This is a genomic window from Pelagihabitans pacificus, assembly GCF_009371985.2.
Taxonomy (GTDB): Bacteria; Bacteroidota; Bacteroidia; order Flavobacteriales; family Flavobacteriaceae; genus Pelagihabitans; species Pelagihabitans pacificus.
Genome location: NZ_VIKU02000002.1, coordinates 427,836 through 445,871 on the forward strand (window position 1 = coordinate 427,836; position 18,036 = coordinate 445,871).

At 44.7% G+C, this 18,036-nt stretch carries 12 protein-coding genes and 1 tRNA gene; 2 read left to right on the forward strand and 11 right to left on the reverse strand.

Annotated features, from left to right (window positions below; genetic code table 11):
* Positions 1-2: 2 nt before the first annotated feature.
* The 8 genes from FK220_RS09245 to FK220_RS09280 all read right to left on the reverse strand — a co-directional run bounded on the left by FK220_RS09245 (position 3) and on the right by FK220_RS09280 (position 13,418).
* Positions 3-863, reverse strand: coding sequence for a glycoside hydrolase family 16 protein (locus FK220_RS09245; protein WP_152574026.1), 861 nt, complete (start codon positions 861-863; stop codon positions 3-5).
* Positions 864-892: 29 nt separating this feature from the next.
* A complete protein-coding gene (locus tag FK220_RS09250; protein ID WP_152574027.1) occupies positions 893-2,305 on the reverse strand; it encodes a glycosyl hydrolase family 16 in 1,413 nt (470 codons plus the stop codon).
* A 13-nt stretch (positions 2,306-2,318) separates the two neighbouring features.
* On the reverse strand, positions 2,319-5,519 hold the full coding sequence (locus tag FK220_RS09255) for a glycoside hydrolase family 2 TIM barrel-domain containing protein (RefSeq protein ID WP_152574028.1): 3,201 nt from the start codon (positions 5,517-5,519) through the stop codon (positions 2,319-2,321).
* A gap of 270 nt (positions 5,520-5,789) precedes the next feature.
* Complete coding sequence (locus tag FK220_RS09260; protein ID WP_166204845.1) at positions 5,790-8,579, reverse strand: helix-turn-helix and ligand-binding sensor domain-containing protein; 2,790 nt, start codon at positions 8,577-8,579, stop codon at positions 5,790-5,792.
* Positions 8,580-8,619: 40 nt separating this feature from the next.
* A complete protein-coding gene (locus FK220_RS09265; protein WP_152574030.1) occupies positions 8,620-9,714 on the reverse strand; it encodes a transporter substrate-binding domain-containing protein in 1,095 nt (364 codons plus the stop codon).
* Positions 9,701-12,598 carry a ligand-binding sensor domain-containing protein gene (locus FK220_RS09270; protein ID WP_152574031.1) on the reverse strand — a complete coding sequence of 966 codons (2,898 nt, stop codon included), beginning with the start codon at positions 12,596-12,598 and terminating at the stop codon, positions 9,701-9,703. Before FK220_RS09270 ends, FK220_RS09265 begins: the two co-directional genes overlap by 14 nt.
* Positions 12,599-12,778: 180 nt before the next feature.
* Entirely contained in the window at positions 12,779-12,973 is a 195-nt protein-coding gene (locus FK220_RS09275) for a hypothetical protein (protein ID WP_152574032.1), read from the reverse strand.
* Positions 12,974-13,341: 368 nt separating this feature from the next.
* Positions 13,342-13,418: transfer RNA gene (locus tag FK220_RS09280), tRNA-Pro, on the reverse strand.
* A gap of 44 nt (positions 13,419-13,462) precedes the next feature.
* Here FK220_RS09280 and FK220_RS09285 point away from each other — a divergent pair.
* Positions 13,463-13,825 carry a hypothetical protein gene (locus tag FK220_RS09285; RefSeq protein WP_152574033.1) on the forward strand — a complete coding sequence of 121 codons (363 nt, stop codon included), beginning with the start codon at positions 13,463-13,465 and terminating at the stop codon, positions 13,823-13,825.
* A gap of 51 nt (positions 13,826-13,876) precedes the next feature.
* Positions 13,877-14,800 carry an aldo/keto reductase gene (locus FK220_RS09290; protein WP_152574034.1) on the forward strand — a complete coding sequence of 308 codons (924 nt, stop codon included), beginning with the start codon at positions 13,877-13,879 and terminating at the stop codon, positions 14,798-14,800.
* 29 nt (positions 14,801-14,829) lie between these two features.
* On the opposite strand, the gene FK220_RS09295 is transcribed toward FK220_RS09290, so the two are convergent.
* From FK220_RS09295 to FK220_RS09305, 3 genes are read right to left on the reverse strand one after another with little or no spacing between them, the layout of a single operon-like run.
* A complete protein-coding gene (locus FK220_RS09295) occupies positions 14,830-15,747 on the reverse strand; it encodes an alpha/beta hydrolase (protein WP_152574035.1) in 918 nt (305 codons plus the stop codon).
* A gap of 13 nt (positions 15,748-15,760) precedes the next feature.
* The gene (locus tag FK220_RS09300) at positions 15,761-17,311 is read right to left on the reverse strand and encodes a sulfatase (RefSeq protein WP_238718961.1); all 1,551 of its coding nucleotides are present in this window, start codon (positions 17,309-17,311) and stop codon (positions 15,761-15,763) included.
* Positions 17,308-18,030, reverse strand: coding sequence for a M15 family metallopeptidase (locus FK220_RS09305; RefSeq protein ID WP_152574036.1), 723 nt, complete (start codon positions 18,028-18,030; stop codon positions 17,308-17,310). Before FK220_RS09305 ends, FK220_RS09300 begins: the two co-directional genes overlap by 4 nt.
* Positions 18,031-18,036 lie beyond the last annotated feature (6 nt).

Consider the following 18,036-nt stretch of genomic DNA (forward strand, 5'->3'; position numbering starts at 1 on the left):
TTTTAGTTTGCGTTTGTGTTTTTATAGACCCTCACATAGTCTACCAACATGGTTTGTGGAAAAATAGTTTCTTCGTTAGGGGAGCCGACAAAAGTGCCACCAACAGCTAGGTTCATAAGTATGTAGAAGGGTTTATTGAAGACCCATGTTCCTTCACCATTAGTTTCCTCGTCGACATCTTCAGGGGTAATTTGATTGTAAAGGATATCATCAACATAAAAATTGATGAAATCGGGACCCCATTCGATACCGAATATGTGGAAACCGGTGTCAAACCGGTCATTTTCCAGTTTGTATTCCTTGGATATCGCATTTCCACCGGAATATCCGGGACCGTGTATGCTACCTATCAGAACGGTCGGGTCCTGCCCGCGATATTCCATGATATCGATTTCCCCTGCACCAGGCCATGGGTTTTCATCGATATCGGCCCCCAGCATCCAAAATGCGGGCCAAATGCCTTGCCCGTACGGCAAACGGATTCGCGCTTCAAAACGACCGTACCGTTGCTCGAACAAATCTTTGGTCAACAGTCTTGCCGACGTATAGCCCGAACCTTGAAAATCTTCTTGTTTGGCAGTTATCAATAAATTCCCGTTCTGTACGGTCACATTCTCCGATCGGTCGGTGTAGTATTGTAGCTCCTGATTGCCCCAACCGTTTTCGCCGGTACCTATATCATAGGCCCATAGAGTGCTGTTGGGAGCACCATCGACATCAAACTCGTCTTGCATGGTCAGCTCGGTAAAGGTCGCCACGGTCTGGGTGTCCTCTGTTTCGCAGCCCGATGTAAGCCCAAGTGAGATTACTATTGCGCATTTTAGAGCAATAGATCGTATTGTTTTTATCTGTATATGTTTCATAACCATTCTTTTCAATTTTCAGGACTGCACTATTCTGTATAGAAGTAAATGTTGTCAAATATGAAGTTCGGACCGCCTATTAATATGAGGGCTCCAAGATTGTTTCTCTGGGTAGCCAAATCTCCGTCAAGTGGTATATCAAAGGAAGTCCATTGGCCTACTGTTAGATTATTTAAAGTGAATCTAAGGTCCACATCATCCCCGATAGGGAATCCTGTATTTACATCCGTTTCAAGTTCTTGGTTGGCTCCGACATCCCTAATTTGAATTTCCACCTCAGTGCCAGCAGCCTGTGCATAAACATCAACATGTAGGAAAGTCCGTGCCGAGGCGTCTACCGTATTTTCAAATATAATTCCAGTAAAGTTATTGTTGGCATATGTCAGGACCGCATCACCGTTGGTCGTAGTAATCGACGTCTCTGTGGTCGATCCGCCAAAACCTGGTGAAAAATTGCTTTCCGTAACATTCGGATAAACATCACTAAATATAGAACTTACATTGGCTGCAGGTCGTGTTGGTGTCGGGGCCGCTTGAAGGCCACCTATAGACGTTACTTCCAGAGATCCCTGTGCCCCCACATTTGCCAGTTGAGCCGTAATAGTTGCCGTTCCTTCACCGATAACGGCAACTTCCCCCAACTCATTTACTTGAGCGACATCAACATCGGAAGAGGTAAACTTAAAATAGGAAGGTGCAGCAATCACCGTTTGGTTGATTCCAGATTCCAAATTAAAGGTTTGCGTAAGACCTCCCAAAATCAGATTGGAACCCGTAAAGGCTTGCTCTGTAACGTCTTGGCCGTTAAAAATGGCCGGACGGGGTTGTGCTATCGTCCCCAGCTTTTCAAACTTTACTTCATCTAACCAAAAGGTATATCCGAACCCAAATGTTAAATTAGTTCCCGCTGAAAACCAAAGCATTCCCCTTTCTTCAATGAGTTTTGAGGGGTCGGGAATGGGAATAACATATTTTACCCAGTTGGTACTCAGGGCGACATTCGTCCTCGTTACTTGAAATTTGTTTTCCACGAAGTCCTGCCCAAAACCAATTTCCCCGATAATTACACCTTGGGAAGCTTTTGCATAAAACGTCAGTGCATCGAATTGTGTCAAATCCCTTCCCGACCCATCTATTCTAAAGATGGCACCGGCAAAACTCCCTTCCGGATCATCGGCGTTGGGGACATCAATCCGGATAGAGGCGTCACTTTCGAAACCAACCTGCTCATCGACCGAAAAAGCGGTGGCCTTCGCGTTCAGAAAAGGAAAATAAAAATCACTTCCCAAACCTACGGGCGCATCGGTAAAAACCTCACCCGAGTTATTAAAAGTTGCAAACTCCACATCCTCCGAAAACTCCCTTTCACAACTGAAAAAAACAGTAATACCGAAAGCCAGAAGAAGTACAAATCGTACGTTACTATATTTGAAATTTTTCATCTTTTCCATCTTTTTATTGCCCGATATTGATATGTACATATGTCATGATTTCCCACTCTTGCCCATTATCAAAGCCGACCGGGCTCAGAATAGGTTCGGGGGGAAATGTATTCGGTGGTACAGCGATTGGCGAATAACGAGGTGAGAACTCGTTTAGTGATCGCCATGTACCGCGGATGCCTACTTGAGTACTGGGCAAAATGAACCAGTCAGGTTTACCAAGGGTGGTAGAAATATCCAACATCAATTGGACCGGGAATGTTAAGTTAAAATCTCGATGGTAATCATAAGGTCCCCAATCATTAATTTTTTGGGTGTACTGTAATCTAAATTTTTTATAAATCATTCGAACGTCGCCACCGAAACGCCTAATTAATCGCTCTGAATCTCCATTCCCCTGTCCATTTCCATAGTAGAAATTACCGATAATACCCAAATCCGGTCCAAGTTTAGAGACCATTCTGGAGTGGACTTCCCATAAGTCTTCCGCGGGGGCCGAATTGGGAAAGGCGAAGAAGGTCCGATCGGCCTGAAACCCGATATGGGCGTCCATTGTGGTCGGGAGATGACGATAAACGAAGCCCAAATTCATGGCAAACTTTGCATCTTCGGAGCGGTCATTGTCCCATTCATACATCCAGGTGCCGGGAGTCGGGTCATATGTAATCAGCAGTTCACCGGCCGTGGTCTCCCTGTTCGCACGAACCGAGAAAGGATCGTCAATGATATTTCGTAGGCGTCCGGGCCCCTGAACATCATTGGGCATGGCGTCGACCAACGGTTTTTGCCACATAAAATTGGGGGCGATCTGGAAATTTCCGGCTGCAAAGGTAAATCCGGATAAAATATTTACTTGGTTACCGCTTCCCGTATCCCTCAGCTTCCATCCGGTAAAGGTCAGTGTTTGATCGGCACCACCATTGGCAATAAGACCCATCGCGGCAGTTTGACCGTACCAATTGAATTTACCACCTTCATAGGTAATCTTTAATTTACCTCCCCAGTTGTCGCTTGCTTGTATTCGATCTTCATATACCACGTAGTTGCCCGGGGTACCCCTAACATCCTGAAAGGTAATACCGTTCAATGGGCTCCCAGCCCAAATACCCCCTAGCTCTACGCCGAATTTACCAAACTCCCTTTCCACTGCTAGCGCGGCCCTTTCGGTAGGCCATGGGGGAATTACACCACTTCGTACCTGATTTGCGTCCAAAATGCGTCGGCCGTTGTCGTCCAACACTACTTCCGTTTCAAAATCCCTATGATAAATACCGGTTACATCAAATTTTCCAATATGTTTTTGGTACTTGAAAAGCATGGTAGGATTTGCTCCCCACCATAATTGGGGACCTATGGCCGCTTTTAAACCTTTTAGCACCCCTTTTCCATCGATCTCCGCCCCGAGTATCTCCCCATTGTAGATATCCAAGTTCGGACCGTAATTGGCCTCCGGATAGAACCCAAAAAAGTCTCCCTCATAGCCCCAATGGTAATGGCCAGTTCTGTAAAACCCCCTTAAATCGAATTCTTTTGCCTTCCACTCAAACTCCGCTTGATATACGGCAACCCTATTATTGTCGGCCAATACTACATCACCATCGGGAGAGGTTACCGTAATGGGTCTAGCCCTATTTTCGTAAAATATCTCGTTTATAGGGTTTTGGGCTACATTCCCTACCACGTTGAGATTCACCTCGGCTCGCATATTCGGTGCCGGGTTGCCCTCTACCCCGATAAAATAGGACTGCATATGATCAAATCCCAATTGGTTCGGAAACGTCAGGGGATCATCAGGGTCGGCATTGTCCGGAGTTGTAATCAAGCTGCCGCCTGTACTGAAGGTCGCCAATTTCGCCTGTAGGTTGCTTATGCGCAGTAATTTGCTTTGTTCCCCCAACAGGGCGGCCCTGTCGCCCCTAGCCTTTAAAACCGCTTCCATGATTTCGATATTATCGAAATGGTTTTCTACAAAATCCAAGTCGACCCCTTCTTCATACGGATTCAATTGATGTGCTTCCTTTAATGCATAGTAGGCCGCACGCGGGTATAGATCGTACAAACCCCTAGGATTGGTCGGCCCTTTGGCACAGATGCCGAACCACTCCTCGTTCATATTATTTGCCCCGGGAGCCGCCAGATCTATGGCGTATCCCCCGTTGGACCATGAAGCATTGGTGTCGTGCACGTCGGCATTTTCCCTGTCGTCGAAACCAAACTTCCACCACCCATCACTAAACTGGAAAGTAAATCCACCTATAGAGTTCCCTACTTTCCCCAGGCCTGCCGCATTTTCATAAATTTCCTTCCAATTGCCTACCATATAATAAGCCTGGGCTTTTTGATCTTCTTTATTTTCGATCGCGTTGAAAGCATCCGCCCCAAACTCGGTGAACAGCACAGGTTTGTTCAATTTGTCCTTTACCACCTGGAACATATCACCAAAAGAAACACCTCTGTATGTATTGGTACCATAAATATCGATATCCGGGCATTCCTCTGCGACAATATCGATAAAAAGCACATCTCCGTTACATATGGCTACCGGATGCGAACCATCCATCGCCTTCATCATTTTCGCAGCTTCGTTCATTAAACGATACATTGGACGACCACGACTTTCCCCTATGAATTCCTTTTCTTTTTCATCATCGGGAAAATCCTCGGTTTCCGCTCCTGCCCAGAATAATCCGTAGTTATTCTCGTTCCCCAGTAAATAAAGTAAGAGACCAGGTGTATCCTTATAGCCCTTCACCAACTCTTCCATTTCAGACATCAGGAATTCTTGGGTTTTAGGGTCGTCATAGATCGTTACAGGAGTCCATACACCATCTAATGTTAATCCATACCGCCCAAACGAATGATTAAGCATGGTATAAATACCATAATTCTCATAGATATACTTGATCCATTTGGCAGGGACCCCAGTATATTGACGTATGACATTTACGTTCATGTTTTTTAAAAGCGACATCTCCGTATCGAGTCCGGCTTTGATCACATCGTCGGACTTCTTCCAGAATTCGGCATTGACCGTATTGGTTCCTATTGGAATGTAATCCCAATTCATGCCATTGATCATAAATTTCTCACCGTTTACGACCAATTGCGTTCCATTTTCATCCTGTAAAACCTCCACCTTGGCGGTTTGGGCAAAGGTGAAGGTAGTAAGGAAGAAAAAGGTTAGTTTGAGTAGTTTTTTCTGAAGTGCATTCATAGAGCTTTTTTTGATTCCTTAAACTTAGGGTCAAAAATTATGAATACCATAAATTTTGCCACTACAAAAAATATACATGGCAAAAAATGAGTCGTATTTCTATTGATATCACAGATAGAGGTATCTCAAACGACTGCTATAGTGGATGTTCTGTCTAATTGTTAAAAACGCGGTATTGTTCAACCAAAGCTCTTAAAAATCACTTTTGTATAGGTAATGTTGAGGTATGGGGAAGTGATGTTGAGGTTGCAACTGAGAACGGTGAGTTCGTCACAACTTTAAAATGTAGCCTACTAAATTGTCTCCCTGCCGTAAATCCATTTTTTTGCGAAGTCTATAGCGCTTTATTTCAACACTTCTCGGTGAAATATGTAGCAGTTGTGCTATCTCTTTTGAAGATAGGTTTAAACGCAAATATGCACACAATCGAAGGTCGTTGGGTGACAGATTCGGATGTAAGGCCTTAACTTTTTTTAAGAATTCGCTATCGGCATTGTTGAAAGCTTCCTGGAAAAGTTCCCAGTCGTCATTCCTGTTAAGACTCTTATCTATGATTTTGATTACCGGCCTCACCATCTCTTTGTCCTCTATGGAATTCAGCTCATTTTTAATATTGGTAAGCAACTCATTTTTCTTGATAATGCTCATGGTCGAAGCTGCCAATTCCTTACTCTTGCTTTTATTCTCTATTTCCAGTCGCTCGTTCTTGATTCTTATAATTTCCTTCTCGTTTTGAACTTGGGTCAACTCCAACTCACGTTTGTTTTTTTCTATAAGTTTTTGACGTTGCTTCCTATAATACCGTTTGTAGGCGAAATGCATAAAGAATGAAAGCAGTACCATTCCCAATACATAAAGAGCGATCATCACGTTGGAGATGTACCAAGGTTTTGCTATCACAAAGGAATACGATGCCGTATTGTTCGACATTGTATTCCCAATTTTTGCCCTAAGGTCGAAGGTATATGCACCAAAAGGGAGGTTCTCATAAAACACCTCGGCCTTTTCCGACCAATTGCTCCATTCGTCGTACATTCCCTTTAGCCGAAATTGGTATTGTGTACTTAAATACTTGTTGTAGACCGGAGCGTAGAAGGAAAAGTTGAAATTGTTTTCATTGCTTGCAAAACTACCTTCCGTCATTTGGTCGAGTAGCGTTTCGTCGGTATTATCGCTGTTGGTAATACTGCCTATATAAACACCAAAATCCTTAGGTTTTATTTCATTGATATTGAATGTTAAATACCCAGAGGTTTTTCCTACCAAATAGGTGCCGTCCTCATTTAGCTTAATAATACTTTCATAGCCTAGGATGTCGCCCCTCATTTCTTTTGTCAAGGGCACATTTTTTATTTTCAAGGAATTGGTCAAGCCTATGGGTTCGAAAAAACTGATGTTCGATTTGTTGAAAATCCATAATTTTTTGTCCTCCTCATGGACTACTAGCTTCCCGGATTCATATTCTTCCTCTGTATACGCCCTACTTAAAAGACTGTCTGTCACAAACCTTTGGTCGTCCTCGTCGTAATGGAGAATACCGTTTTTATAGGCATATAATAAGTTGCCATTGTATTTCACCAGTCCCGAATTGGAACCTTTTAGAAGCGTATCCTTCACCATATGTTTTACTCCGAAAAAGGAATCATCCACCTCTATTTTAAACACCCCGTTATACTCATGGTTTACGAAGATTTGATTGCCCAACGTTTCAAAATACCTAGATGAATTGTTAAAACCACTGATCTTATTTCGTAGCCTCCACGAATCACCCGATCTTACCAGTACATACAACCCATCATAGTTGCCCTGAAGTAACAGACCCGGCCTATTGGGCAGCTTACCCATATTCCATGCCCCTTGAATACTTACTATTTTGGTGGCTTGGTCACCCTTAATTTCAAAAGTTCCGGAATTATGGCCACACAACAGTTTTCCATCAATTTCTTTCAAAAACCATACCTGTTCCTGGGTACCGTTGATAAACCTAAAACCATTGTTACCATTCAGTGGCTTATAAAATAATCCCTGATTTGTTCCGAGGTATAAATTACCGTCGTACACCGCAGATGCATAAACACTGCCTAAAACTCCTTTGGTATCGTTGAACACCCGGTAGGGTGCTTTTAAATTCACATAACTGACGCCATGATCAAGTCCCGTCCATATATTGCTATCAATATCCTCAAAAAGCGACAAAACCGTATTGTTGGACAAGCCAGTATCCTGATTGATCCGATACAATAATTCTCCGCGGTCACTTAAATAGAGTAAACCGTCGGATACAGACCCCAAAACAAAACTTTTATCCCTTAACTGGATTCCCGCATACAAACTAAGATTTGATAAAAAGGTATTTGGAAAGGCGTTCGACGGTACCAGCACATCATTTTCCAAGGTATAGAAACCATTATTTTTTGTGAGAATCAAGAGATCCTTCCCACTACCAAAAATGTTTATGACCTCATCATTTCTAACGATGTCATCCTCAAAAAGCAAAAAATCGCTGCCTGATTCCAGTTTAAATATCCCCTCTCCCATCCTTTGAAAATAGATGTTTTGATCGATTTCGAACATTTTCGTGATGGTACTTTCGGAATCAATCGTTTTCACCATTCCGTTGTTTACATTCCATATGTATATCCGTCTTAAAGATTGAAAAACAACGTAATCATCAACATTAATAATGTTCCAAAACTCCTCGTCTTCGATGAGTTCCACGGACATTTGTTTGGATATGGAAGTGTAGGACAAAGTGCCCAGATTATTCTTTTGCCAGTAACCGAATTCCATAAAACAACCGGTATAAATACGGTCATCGACCACCTTTACGGAGCGCATAATCGTTTCATTGGGAGAAGGATATAACTGCCAGCTTGCTCCATTGAACTCCATGAGCCCCTTGCTATTGGCAACGTAAACCAGTCTTTTGGGGGACTGTGAAATAGCCCAGTTCTGATTTTCACCATGATAGTCTTTGGGGTAAAAATTTTGAATGGGCGGAAGCTCCTGGGATAGTAGTCCAATGGTTGTGAGGAGGAAAAAGAGGGAAACGTATTTCAAATTCGAGTTTTTCAATATTCTAAGTGGTAATATAGAAACTTTATTCATCCAACCCATATTTCTTTAGCGATTCATTCCACGATACCGATTGAATGCGGGTAATAAGCTGTTTGTTCACCTCATTGAACAAGGGCTGGGATTTCGGCATAATGAAGCTCCTATACTGTTTTTGAAAAGTCAGTGGAAGTAGCCTGATGTCATTTCCCATGTCATTGGTTTTGATGAGGTACTTCGTCGTGGTCTTATCGGAAACCAAAATCTCAATTTCTTTTCTCGCCAAGGCCCTAAGGGCCTGTAACGGGGTTCTATACACCTGTGACGCTTGCAAATCGTGTTGATGCATAAAGAGTTCGGCATCAGAGGCTCCCACAACACCCATTTTTTTGGCGCCCTGTAGGTCTTCCAGTCCACTGATATCCGCTTCGAGCGTATTGACCGTTAACGTTGAAGCAATGGTGGCGGTAAATCCGGAAATGATGATAATTGCGGTAAACATCCAGATGATGGCTATGGTCTTTCCCAAGTGTGTCTTTGGCGCCTTATCACCATAACCGACCGTGGTCATGGTCACCGCGGCCCACCAAAGGCCATCGAAGAGACCCCTGATACCAGGCCTGAACTGGTATTTGTTCGTCTTTCGTTCGGCAAACCATAGGATAGTTCCAAAAGTCAATAAAATCACTAGCAAGAGTAGTACTATGTTTAAAAAATCACGGGAGAAAAAGTTATTGACAAAAATTTGAAATTGACCTTGGCTGCTGGTCGTAGTCGCGACGCCCACACTCGAAATATAGAAGGGCTGACTTACCTGAAACCGCTCTATCCGACTGGGGCTATTGCTCAACGGATTGATGGAAATATCGAGCTCGTCATAGTCGAGGGAACGGATGATACCCACCGCATCACTATATTCCACATATTCATAGGCGATATTCATCTCGGTTGCCATATGCTCCCAAAGATCAATCGAAACCCCGGCATAGCCCTGTGACTCCTTTACAACAAATGGTGGATCCTCGTAGATACCCACCAACAGGGTATCCCGAAAGGCATTGGCATTTCCTATGAGACCCATGGAAAGAACCGAAATAAATAATACTGTTGAAGAGAGTTTGTCCATATTATTTGAGCTCATCGTTAGCGTTTACCGACAAAAACCGGACGAGAATTCCCAACAAGGCACTGATTTGCTGTGAAAACGCATTTTTTTCCTTGGAATAAATGCAAAAAACCGCCGTGCCGCCATTCTTTTGATCGAAGGGTACATATATTCGTGATACATATCCGATACTATCTTGTTGGCTTACGTAGTCCCCAACTTCTTTGGTAAAATCATGGATTAAAAGGGGTTTTTCGGTAACCATAACATAACTTGCCAAGTTGTTCCTTTCATTAAATGCCTCCTCCCGTTTGATCATTTCATGATTCCCCCGAAGGTACCCCTTGAATCTGATTACCTCCCCTTGTTTGTAGGCAAGCTCAAAAACATCGATGCCCGTTGGAAGCTCTACCAATTTGCTGAGAATGGGTAGTACGGTCTTCCAGCTAGAATCCTCGGGAATTTGTTTGATCAACCTATGGAGTAGGTAAATATTGACTCCCGTACTCTTCAGTTCGTTTTTTTTCTGCTTGAGGGTACTACTTTGCTCGACCAATTCGGCCTCTTTTTCTGCCAGTTCCTTTTGTTTATGGTATAGCGAAGCTTGTAAGCTCCCAACCCGTTTCAGCAGCCAGCGCCTTACGAAGAACCAAAAGAAAAAGAATCCAATGGTCACCAGTAGGAAAACGCCCCACCAGGTGCGGTACCATCTTTGCGATACATCCAACTCTACTACCACGGGTGCGCTCCATCTAAACCCCCCGGTTTTTTGACCCTGAACCAATATCCGATAGTTTCCGCCCTTCAGTTCCTCTAAGACAAGCTCAGGGGTCGGGACATCGGACCAAGCGACATCGTCTATGTCTTCCCGGGGTAAACCACTCTCGAATATTTTATATCGATAGTTGACATCCTCGCTTGGGAATGTCAGCGTTGCCATGGTAATCCGGACTTTTTGGGATTCCTTCAGTTGGATGGTATTTTGCCCTTCAATCTCGCTATTATCTACCCTAACCTCTTTAATAATAGGTGTCTTTGTTTGATACGGCCAAGGGTTGGTCCGTGAGGAATACACCACCCCTTCCGGCGTACCGACCCAGAGCTGTGAGTCGTTATAAAGAACCATACAACGGTAAGAGGATATCTTTGAGGGGGTTCCGCTATCCTCGTCAAAAATCACGTAGTTCCCTTCCCCATCCAAATGTATAAGCCCGTTGGTATCGGTAGCCAACCAAAGCGCATTATCGGGCATGGCGGTTATTGATCGAACCTCATTGTCGGTATACTGCCCGAGGCGGACCTTCCTAATGGTCTCGGTATCGTATTTAAGAAGTCCGTCGGTAGTCGCTAGCCAAACGATACCCAAACGGTCCACGGCCATATCATGAACTTCAAAATTACCGCTGACCTTAAATGGAAACGGCAAACTCTTGTTTTGAAATCGGTCGGATAAAGGATCGTATTTATATAAGTAGGATGATACACCGATGCCAGCGGCGTACAATTCGTTTTTACCACCTTCTCGAATGACCAATATACGATTGTCAAAGCCTTTCTCCTTTCCGTATTCAATAACATCCCCTTTCGGATTGATCTTTGCGGTACCTACGATGGGTTGATTGGAGGCCGCCTGACAGAACCACAGATTTCCGCTGTGGTCTGCCGAGATAAAGAAGATACCACTACCCCTTGCGCTAAGATCATAGGTTCTTGCCAATTGACGGCCGCGATATTGAAATATCATTCCTTCCGCCGAACCATACCATATGTTATCGTTCAACGAGCCGATACCGACGATGCCATTGAGATTATCCTCTTTTTCAAACCCTTTGGATATGCCTTGGTCGCGTATCCGCGATACATCGCCTTGAGAAATTAGGATGGGGCCCTCCGGGTTGGAGTTCATCGCTCGAATATTGTCATGTCCCAAACCCGAAACACTTTGAAAAAAGCTAGACCACATTAAGGTAAGCCCTTTGTCGGAACATACCCAGATGACCTCATTCGATGCATTTTCATCTTTGGTAAAGTGTAACCGATTGATGGTGCCAAAGGAGAGTTCCTCTACCCTGTGTGGATCATTGGCACCAAATACCTTGGATAACTTGGCGTTGTTTCCATCGTTTTGAAAGGTGTAGATGGCCGACTCCGTATTTAGGAACATACTGCCCTTATGGTTTACCGCGATGTGCCGGAATTCCTTATCCACGGCAAAGATTTGCCTGTTAACAACATTCCGACTACGGGTTACCGTAAATTTTTCAAGCCGATCTCCTACTAACCAAATAACATCATCCGCTACCAAAAAGTGATGGCTCCGACCGACATTTTTAAAGAGCGCAAATTTTTGGGAAGTATCGTCTAGGTAGAAAAGACCTTGCCCCGGCACCAATACCCAAATGGTCCCGAATGTATCCTCCCCGAAGAACATTTTTGGGGTTTTTACGCGGGATACCGAATCAAACAGCTTCCCTAAATCTTCTTCTTGGGAAAACATAAGAATGGATCCGTTCATTTGACCTGTCCACAACCTGTTTTGACTATCCTTAAAAAGTCCAGTAGGGTAATGAAAGTCCGTACTTGTCTTAAATGACGCTATCCGGGGTTGGTCATTGGCGTAGAAAATCCTATGTATCCCGGTATCGTTCGAGAATAGCAGGTTGTTTTCATCCCAGGAAACAAAGGTTCGTATGGTCTTGCTGCGCAAGGTGGTATTAAAATCCTCAAAAGTATTGCCATCAAATCGAAAGAGCCCTTGATCGGTCGCCAACCAGGTATAGCCCTTGAAGTCCCGTATTACCTGATTGACATTTTTAAAAGGAACTTCCTCCCCGTGATAATAAGCATACTTGAACTTCTGCCCGTAGGACCACCCGGCCATAAACAGGAATACATATAGGAAGAATATTTTGAATCGCATAGGCTCATGGTCCGATTCCTAAAGATAAAAAAAGCTGGCGATTCATTTTTTTGAGGAAGCGGAGGCCAACCATCGTTGCGATAGCACCTTCCTTTGGGTACGTAGGGCTTCTATGTAAACAATTGTTTTTGATAGCAACAGCGACCAAGATTGATGTAGTTTCCAATAAAATGAACTAAACTACCCCCAAACATTCAGGGGCCAAAGACCGATGGGTTTGGATTCATATTGAAAGTCGGCCAAAGTGCAACGATTTATGCACAGTTCCGCCCGCTGTTTGTTGACGGTAATCCGCACGTAAATATCCAATCTTTCGGGATTGTTCCGTTTTTTCCTTGTGAAGAAAATCACTCCTAAAATGCTGTCCGTACACATGTTGCAAGTCTTTTTAGTTAAACATAATTTGTTTAAAGACTACATCCAGAAGGCCTGAATGCTACTTAAATTTACAACAAATTGCACACCGAATTACACACCAAAAGGGTGGTTTCAGATGATATCGTATGAATGCAATAAAAATAAAAAGCACTGTCAATCAGTCAGTTGACAGTGCTTTGATACCCACTGAAAAGTGGTTCGTCGGGATGACAGGATTTACAGAATCCTCGGCAGCCCTTTGCTGCAAATGGAAAAGCGAAGCCGTCGCTCCCGCTTTTTTTGTTCCCGGCCCCGTGCCTAAACTTTGTTTTGGACGATTCCGGGAACAAAAAAAGTGATTTGCCATGGCAAATCACTTTTCCGCTTGGTCGGGATGACAGGATTTGAACCTGCGACCACTCGGCCCCCAGCCGAGTGCGCTACCGGACTGCGCCACATCCCGAAAGTTTATTAAAGGATTCTAAAACTCATAAATCCCTATGGTTTTTGACAGACCCAGAACGTACTGTGGTGCAGTTTATCCTGAGCGAAGCCGAAGGGCCACATCCCGAAAGTTTATTAAAGGATTCTAAAACTCATAAATCCCTATGGTTTTTGACCGACCCAGAACGTACTGTGGTGCAGTTTATCCTGAGCGAAGCCGAAGGGCCATATCCCGATTTTGGATTGCAAAAATATAAAAGTTTATCAGAAATGCATCACAGTTCGTCCTTCTTATTTTATGAACTTGCATTCGCGAGAATTGAAAAAAAGAGCTACCTTATTGTCCATAAGCCTTCCACTACCAATTCTTACGGTATTTTGACGCTCGGAACTCCAACTGGGTTTCCAGTCCATCATTGGCTATGATTCAAAAAAAATAGTGATAAAACCCCATTTAGTTGACTTAATTTATTTTCTATGAAAACATTTTCAAGGCGGGAGGCCACAAAGTCCATAGCGTGTTTCACCTTAGGTACGGCCATCTTACCCGCTTTACCCTCTGTAGGGACCAATGAAATGACAACACGAAAAATTCCGTCTTCAGGTCAGCCCCTTCCCGTTGTGGGTCTAGGGACCTGGCAAACCTTTGATGTTGGAAACGACAGTGCCGCTCGGGAAAGACTCTCGGAAGTACTTACGAAAATGAAGGAAAAAGGTGGAAAAGTCATCGACAGCTCTCCCATGTACGGTAGCTCGGAACAGGTGGTCGGCGATCTCACCTCACGATTGGGAATCCAAGACGATTTTTTCTATGCGACCAAAGTGTGGACCTCCGGAAAGCAAGCGGGACAAGACCAGATGGAAAGTTCTTTGCGCAAAATGAAAAGGGAAAAAATCGACCTGATGCAAATACACAATCTGATCGATTGGCAAACACATCTTAAAACACTCAAGGATTGGAAAGAGCTGGGAAAAATCAACTATTGGGGCATAACCCATTACACCGATGCATCCCATGACACCCTGGCGCGAATCATCAAGGAGGAACAGCCCGATTTTGTGCAGTTCAACTATTCCATCAACCGACGTAATGCGGAAATCAGCCTTCTAAGAACCGCAGAAGAGCATGGCACTGCCGTGATTCTAAACCGACCTTTTGATGGCGGTTCCCTATTCAGCTCGGTCCGCGGAAAAATACTGCCGGACTGGTGCAAAGAGCTCGGCATCAACTCTTGGGCCCAATATTTTTTGAAATACCTTCTTGCCGACGAAGCGGTTAATTGCGCAATACCCGGAACATCAAAACCAAAGCATGTAGTCGATAACATGATGGCGGGATATGGAAGGCTTCCGACCCAGCGGGAACGTCAAAAAATGCTCGATTATCTTAAGACATTTTGAAACAGCTCATTACGATTCATAAATCGACATCATTCCAAGGCCTCCATCCATTCGAACATCCGTTCTGTCCACCCGCGCAAATGGGAATCTTTTCTTGCTAGGGAAAATCCGTGTCCCCCTTTGGGATACACATGCAGGGTAGCTGGGACACCTTTGTCTTTCAAAGCCTTTAAAAAGTCTAAACTGTTCCCTACCGGAACGGCTTCATCGTCCATTGCATGGAACAAAAAGCTAGGAGGCGTGTTTTCGGTCACTTGTTTTTCGTTGGAAAAGTAGGTCACTAGATCCGCCGGCGGATTTTCCCCCAAAAGATTGTATTGGGAACCTTTGTGGGTCGATGTCTCACCAAAGGTAATCACCGCATATCCGAGCGCCATAAAATCCGGACGGGCACTTTCAGCATCGATTGCATCCATCGGTTCGTAGACCGTTTCGTTAAAATGGGTGCCCAAAGTAGAAGCCAAGTGTCCCCCGGCAGAAAAGCCAATAATCCCAATTTTATCCGGCTCTATGTGAAAGTCAGTAGCCATGCTACGCACCAGACGCATCGCACGCTGTGCATCGATCAGGGGTACCAGGTGCTTTTCCTCTTGTGAGGTATCCGAGGGGAGCCGATACTTTACAACGATTCCTGCAATCCCTTTCCCATTCAAAAACTTGGCAATATCGGTTCCTTCCCAATCATAAGCCAAAATTCCATAGCCACCTCCGGGAAATATGAGCATGGCTTCACCAGTGGCATTGGATACCGCCGGTAGATAAACTTCTATAGAAGGCTGTTGTACCTTACTGATACGCAGAATTCCGTTGACCTCCCGCACCTCCTTTTCGCCAGACTCGATGCGATTCGGGATTTTGTCCTGCGGCCATAGTGGCATAATGGTATCTTGGGCACGTAAGGATACCTGTATCAACATAAAAATAGCCCCTAGTTTTAGTAGTCTCATAAAAGATTTCTTTTCAATCCATACCTGGAATCGGGTCGCTGGAACCGATGGGTTTTCCCTGCCAAAAAATTCCTTCGTCACGATATTCCAGCACACGCTGAAAATCACCGGTATACGGCAGGCGGTTCTCTTTCGGGAGCCAAGCAGCTAAGCTGTCGGCCTTCGACCGATACTCTGGCCTACCGATAAGATTCGTCCATTCGTTCGGATCCTTCCGCAAATCGTATAGTTCTTCGCTACCGTCGGCATAGCGAATATACCGCCATTCCTTAGTGCGGACAGCATGATTGTTCCAATTGTTGGTGGTGATCGCAGGCCACGGCCTGGTAGCTTTTGCATCCTTTAAAAAAGGCACCAGACTATGGCCCTCCAGATCTTCTTTTTCCGGCATGCCGCAAAGCTCGTTAAGAGTAGGGTAGATATCGAGCAACTCCACCGGCTCGTTGGTCTTTTGACCGACACCGATTCCTTTTCCGGCAAAAATCAAGGGGACCCTGGTAGACCGCTCCCATAACGTATTCTTCCCTGAAATTTCCTTTTCCCCAAGATGGAAACCGTGATCGGACCATAAAACAATGATGGTATTTTCGGCCTGTCCGTTTTCCTCCAAAGCATCCAAGACCCGTCCCAACTGACGATCCATAAAACTGATGGCGGCTAGATAGGCCTGTACGAATAGTGTATCCTGGTCCTTTTCCTGAAACCATTTCCATCGGGGTTCGGGAACGTCCCAATGGTTGTACCAAGATGCCCTCGGCGTATCTTCCCGGTCATCGGCCAACATCGGCGGCATTTGAATGGAGTCTTTGGGATACTTTTCAAACTCTTTTGTGGGAGCGTAGAGCGGTACATGGGGTAGAAAGAATCCTACCCCCAAAAAGTAGGGGCCTTCCGGTCGGCTTTCCAACACATCCACGGCCCAATTCGCTACTTCCCAATCCTGGACGTCTTCATCCTTTAAACCAAAATCGCCCCAATCGACCCAAGGATTGTTACCTCCCGGTGTCTCCCCTGCCAGTTTTCGAGGGGGCTGCTTCTTTACCCCTGACGATGGTCCCAAACTATCAAACTCGGTATCCTGTTTTCCTCTTCCATAGCCACCGTGAAAAATCTTTCCCGTTGAATAGGTCTTGTATCCGTTCGTGGAAAAATACTGGGGCAACGTTACTAGGTCTTTCAATTCCGGAACCTCCCGTATCCATGGGGAGAGGCCATAAATTCCAGTGGTAGAAGGTCGATATCCCGTCAGCACACTGGTGCGTGAGGGATTGCAGATTGGCGATTGGGTATGGGCATTGGTGAACAAGGTTCCGCTGGTAGCCAAACGGTCGATATTCGGTGTTTGTACCTGCGGATGACCCTGTAGGCATCCCACCCAGTCGTTCAGGTCATCTACCGCAATAAACAACACATTGGGTTGGGTTTCTGTTTCCACTTCTTTTTTTGGAGCCTCCTCACATGATTGAAATAGAAAAAACAGCATCCATGCCACCAGTAATACCCGTCCTATAATACCAGTATTTGACTTTTGAAACCGTGTACTTTGAACTTTGGACCACTTCATTCGCATTCCCATTTAAAATTGGCAACTTTATCCTTATGGGCACCCGATAAATTATAATGCCACCATTCGGTTCTGGTAGACCAAAAACCGTGTTTTTCCATGGTTTCCTTAAGTAGCTTGCGATTCTCTAGGATTTTCCTCGGTAGCTCGGTCATATCATGATAGGCCCGCTTACCGAAAAAATCGAAGTCGGTACCCATATCGAGCTCCTTCCCATCCAAGGTCTCCAAGGTAATGTCGACTGCCCCACCCTTGTTATGGATCGATCCCTTTTTGGGGTTTGCCACATATTGGGGGTTGGGTACGATGGCCCACATCTTGTATTGTACCGAATTGGGGCGATAACAATCGAAAAACTTGATACGGACACCGTACTTCTCAAATTCCTTATTCGCCATCAACAAGGCTTTTGCGGTCTTCACCCGGGTATAGCATTCGGCACAGTCGTATACCTTCTCCTTTAAGAAATTATTTTCCGTAGCGTACCGGAGGTCGTAAGCAAACCCATCGCTAAAATCGGCCAAACGGATAAACGTTGTATCCGCTAGGTTCGTGAAGGTCCTAAAATTTTTTTCGGGTTGTTTTTGTACTTGGGGGGTAGCATTCCTTTCCTCGTCCGTCATCCGAAACCCTTGCTTCGATTCCTCCTTTGCGGATGGATCTTCTTTGCAGGCCACCATCAAAATGGCTATTGTGAACGCTATTCCAAACTTCCCCATGTACAT

What these genes read in the sequence shown, in the direction of transcription:
- FK220_RS09245 (WP_152574026.1), bottom strand. Translation starts at nt 863, where the DNA reads ATGAAACATATACAGATAAAAACAATACGATCTATTGCTCTAAAATGC.
- FK220_RS09250 (WP_152574027.1), bottom strand. Translation starts at nt 2,305, where the DNA reads ATGAAAAATTTCAAATATAGTAACGTACGATTTGTACTTCTTCTGGCT.
- FK220_RS09255 (WP_152574028.1), bottom strand. Translation starts at nt 5,519, where the DNA reads ATGAATGCACTTCAGAAAAAACTACTCAAACTAACCTTTTTCTTCCTT.
- FK220_RS09265 (WP_152574030.1), bottom strand. Translation starts at nt 9,714, where the DNA reads ATGAGCTCAAATAATATGGACAAACTCTCTTCAACAGTATTATTTATT.
- FK220_RS09270 (WP_152574031.1), bottom strand. Translation starts at nt 12,598, where the DNA reads ATGCGATTCAAAATATTCTTCCTATATGTATTCCTGTTTATGGCCGGG.
- FK220_RS09275 (WP_152574032.1), bottom strand. Translation starts at nt 12,973, where the DNA reads ATGTGTACGGACAGCATTTTAGGAGTGATTTTCTTCACAAGGAAAAAA.
- FK220_RS09290 (WP_152574034.1), top strand. Translation starts at nt 13,877, where the DNA reads ATGAAAACATTTTCAAGGCGGGAGGCCACAAAGTCCATAGCGTGTTTC.
- FK220_RS09295 (WP_152574035.1), bottom strand. Translation starts at nt 15,747, where the DNA reads ATGAGACTACTAAAACTAGGGGCTATTTTTATGTTGATACAGGTATCC.
- FK220_RS09300 (WP_238718961.1), bottom strand. Translation starts at nt 17,311, where the DNA reads ATGAAGTGGTCCAAAGTTCAAAGTACACGGTTTCAAAAGTCAAATACT.
- FK220_RS09305 (WP_152574036.1), bottom strand. Translation starts at nt 18,030, where the DNA reads ATGGGGAAGTTTGGAATAGCGTTCACAATAGCCATTTTGATGGTGGCC.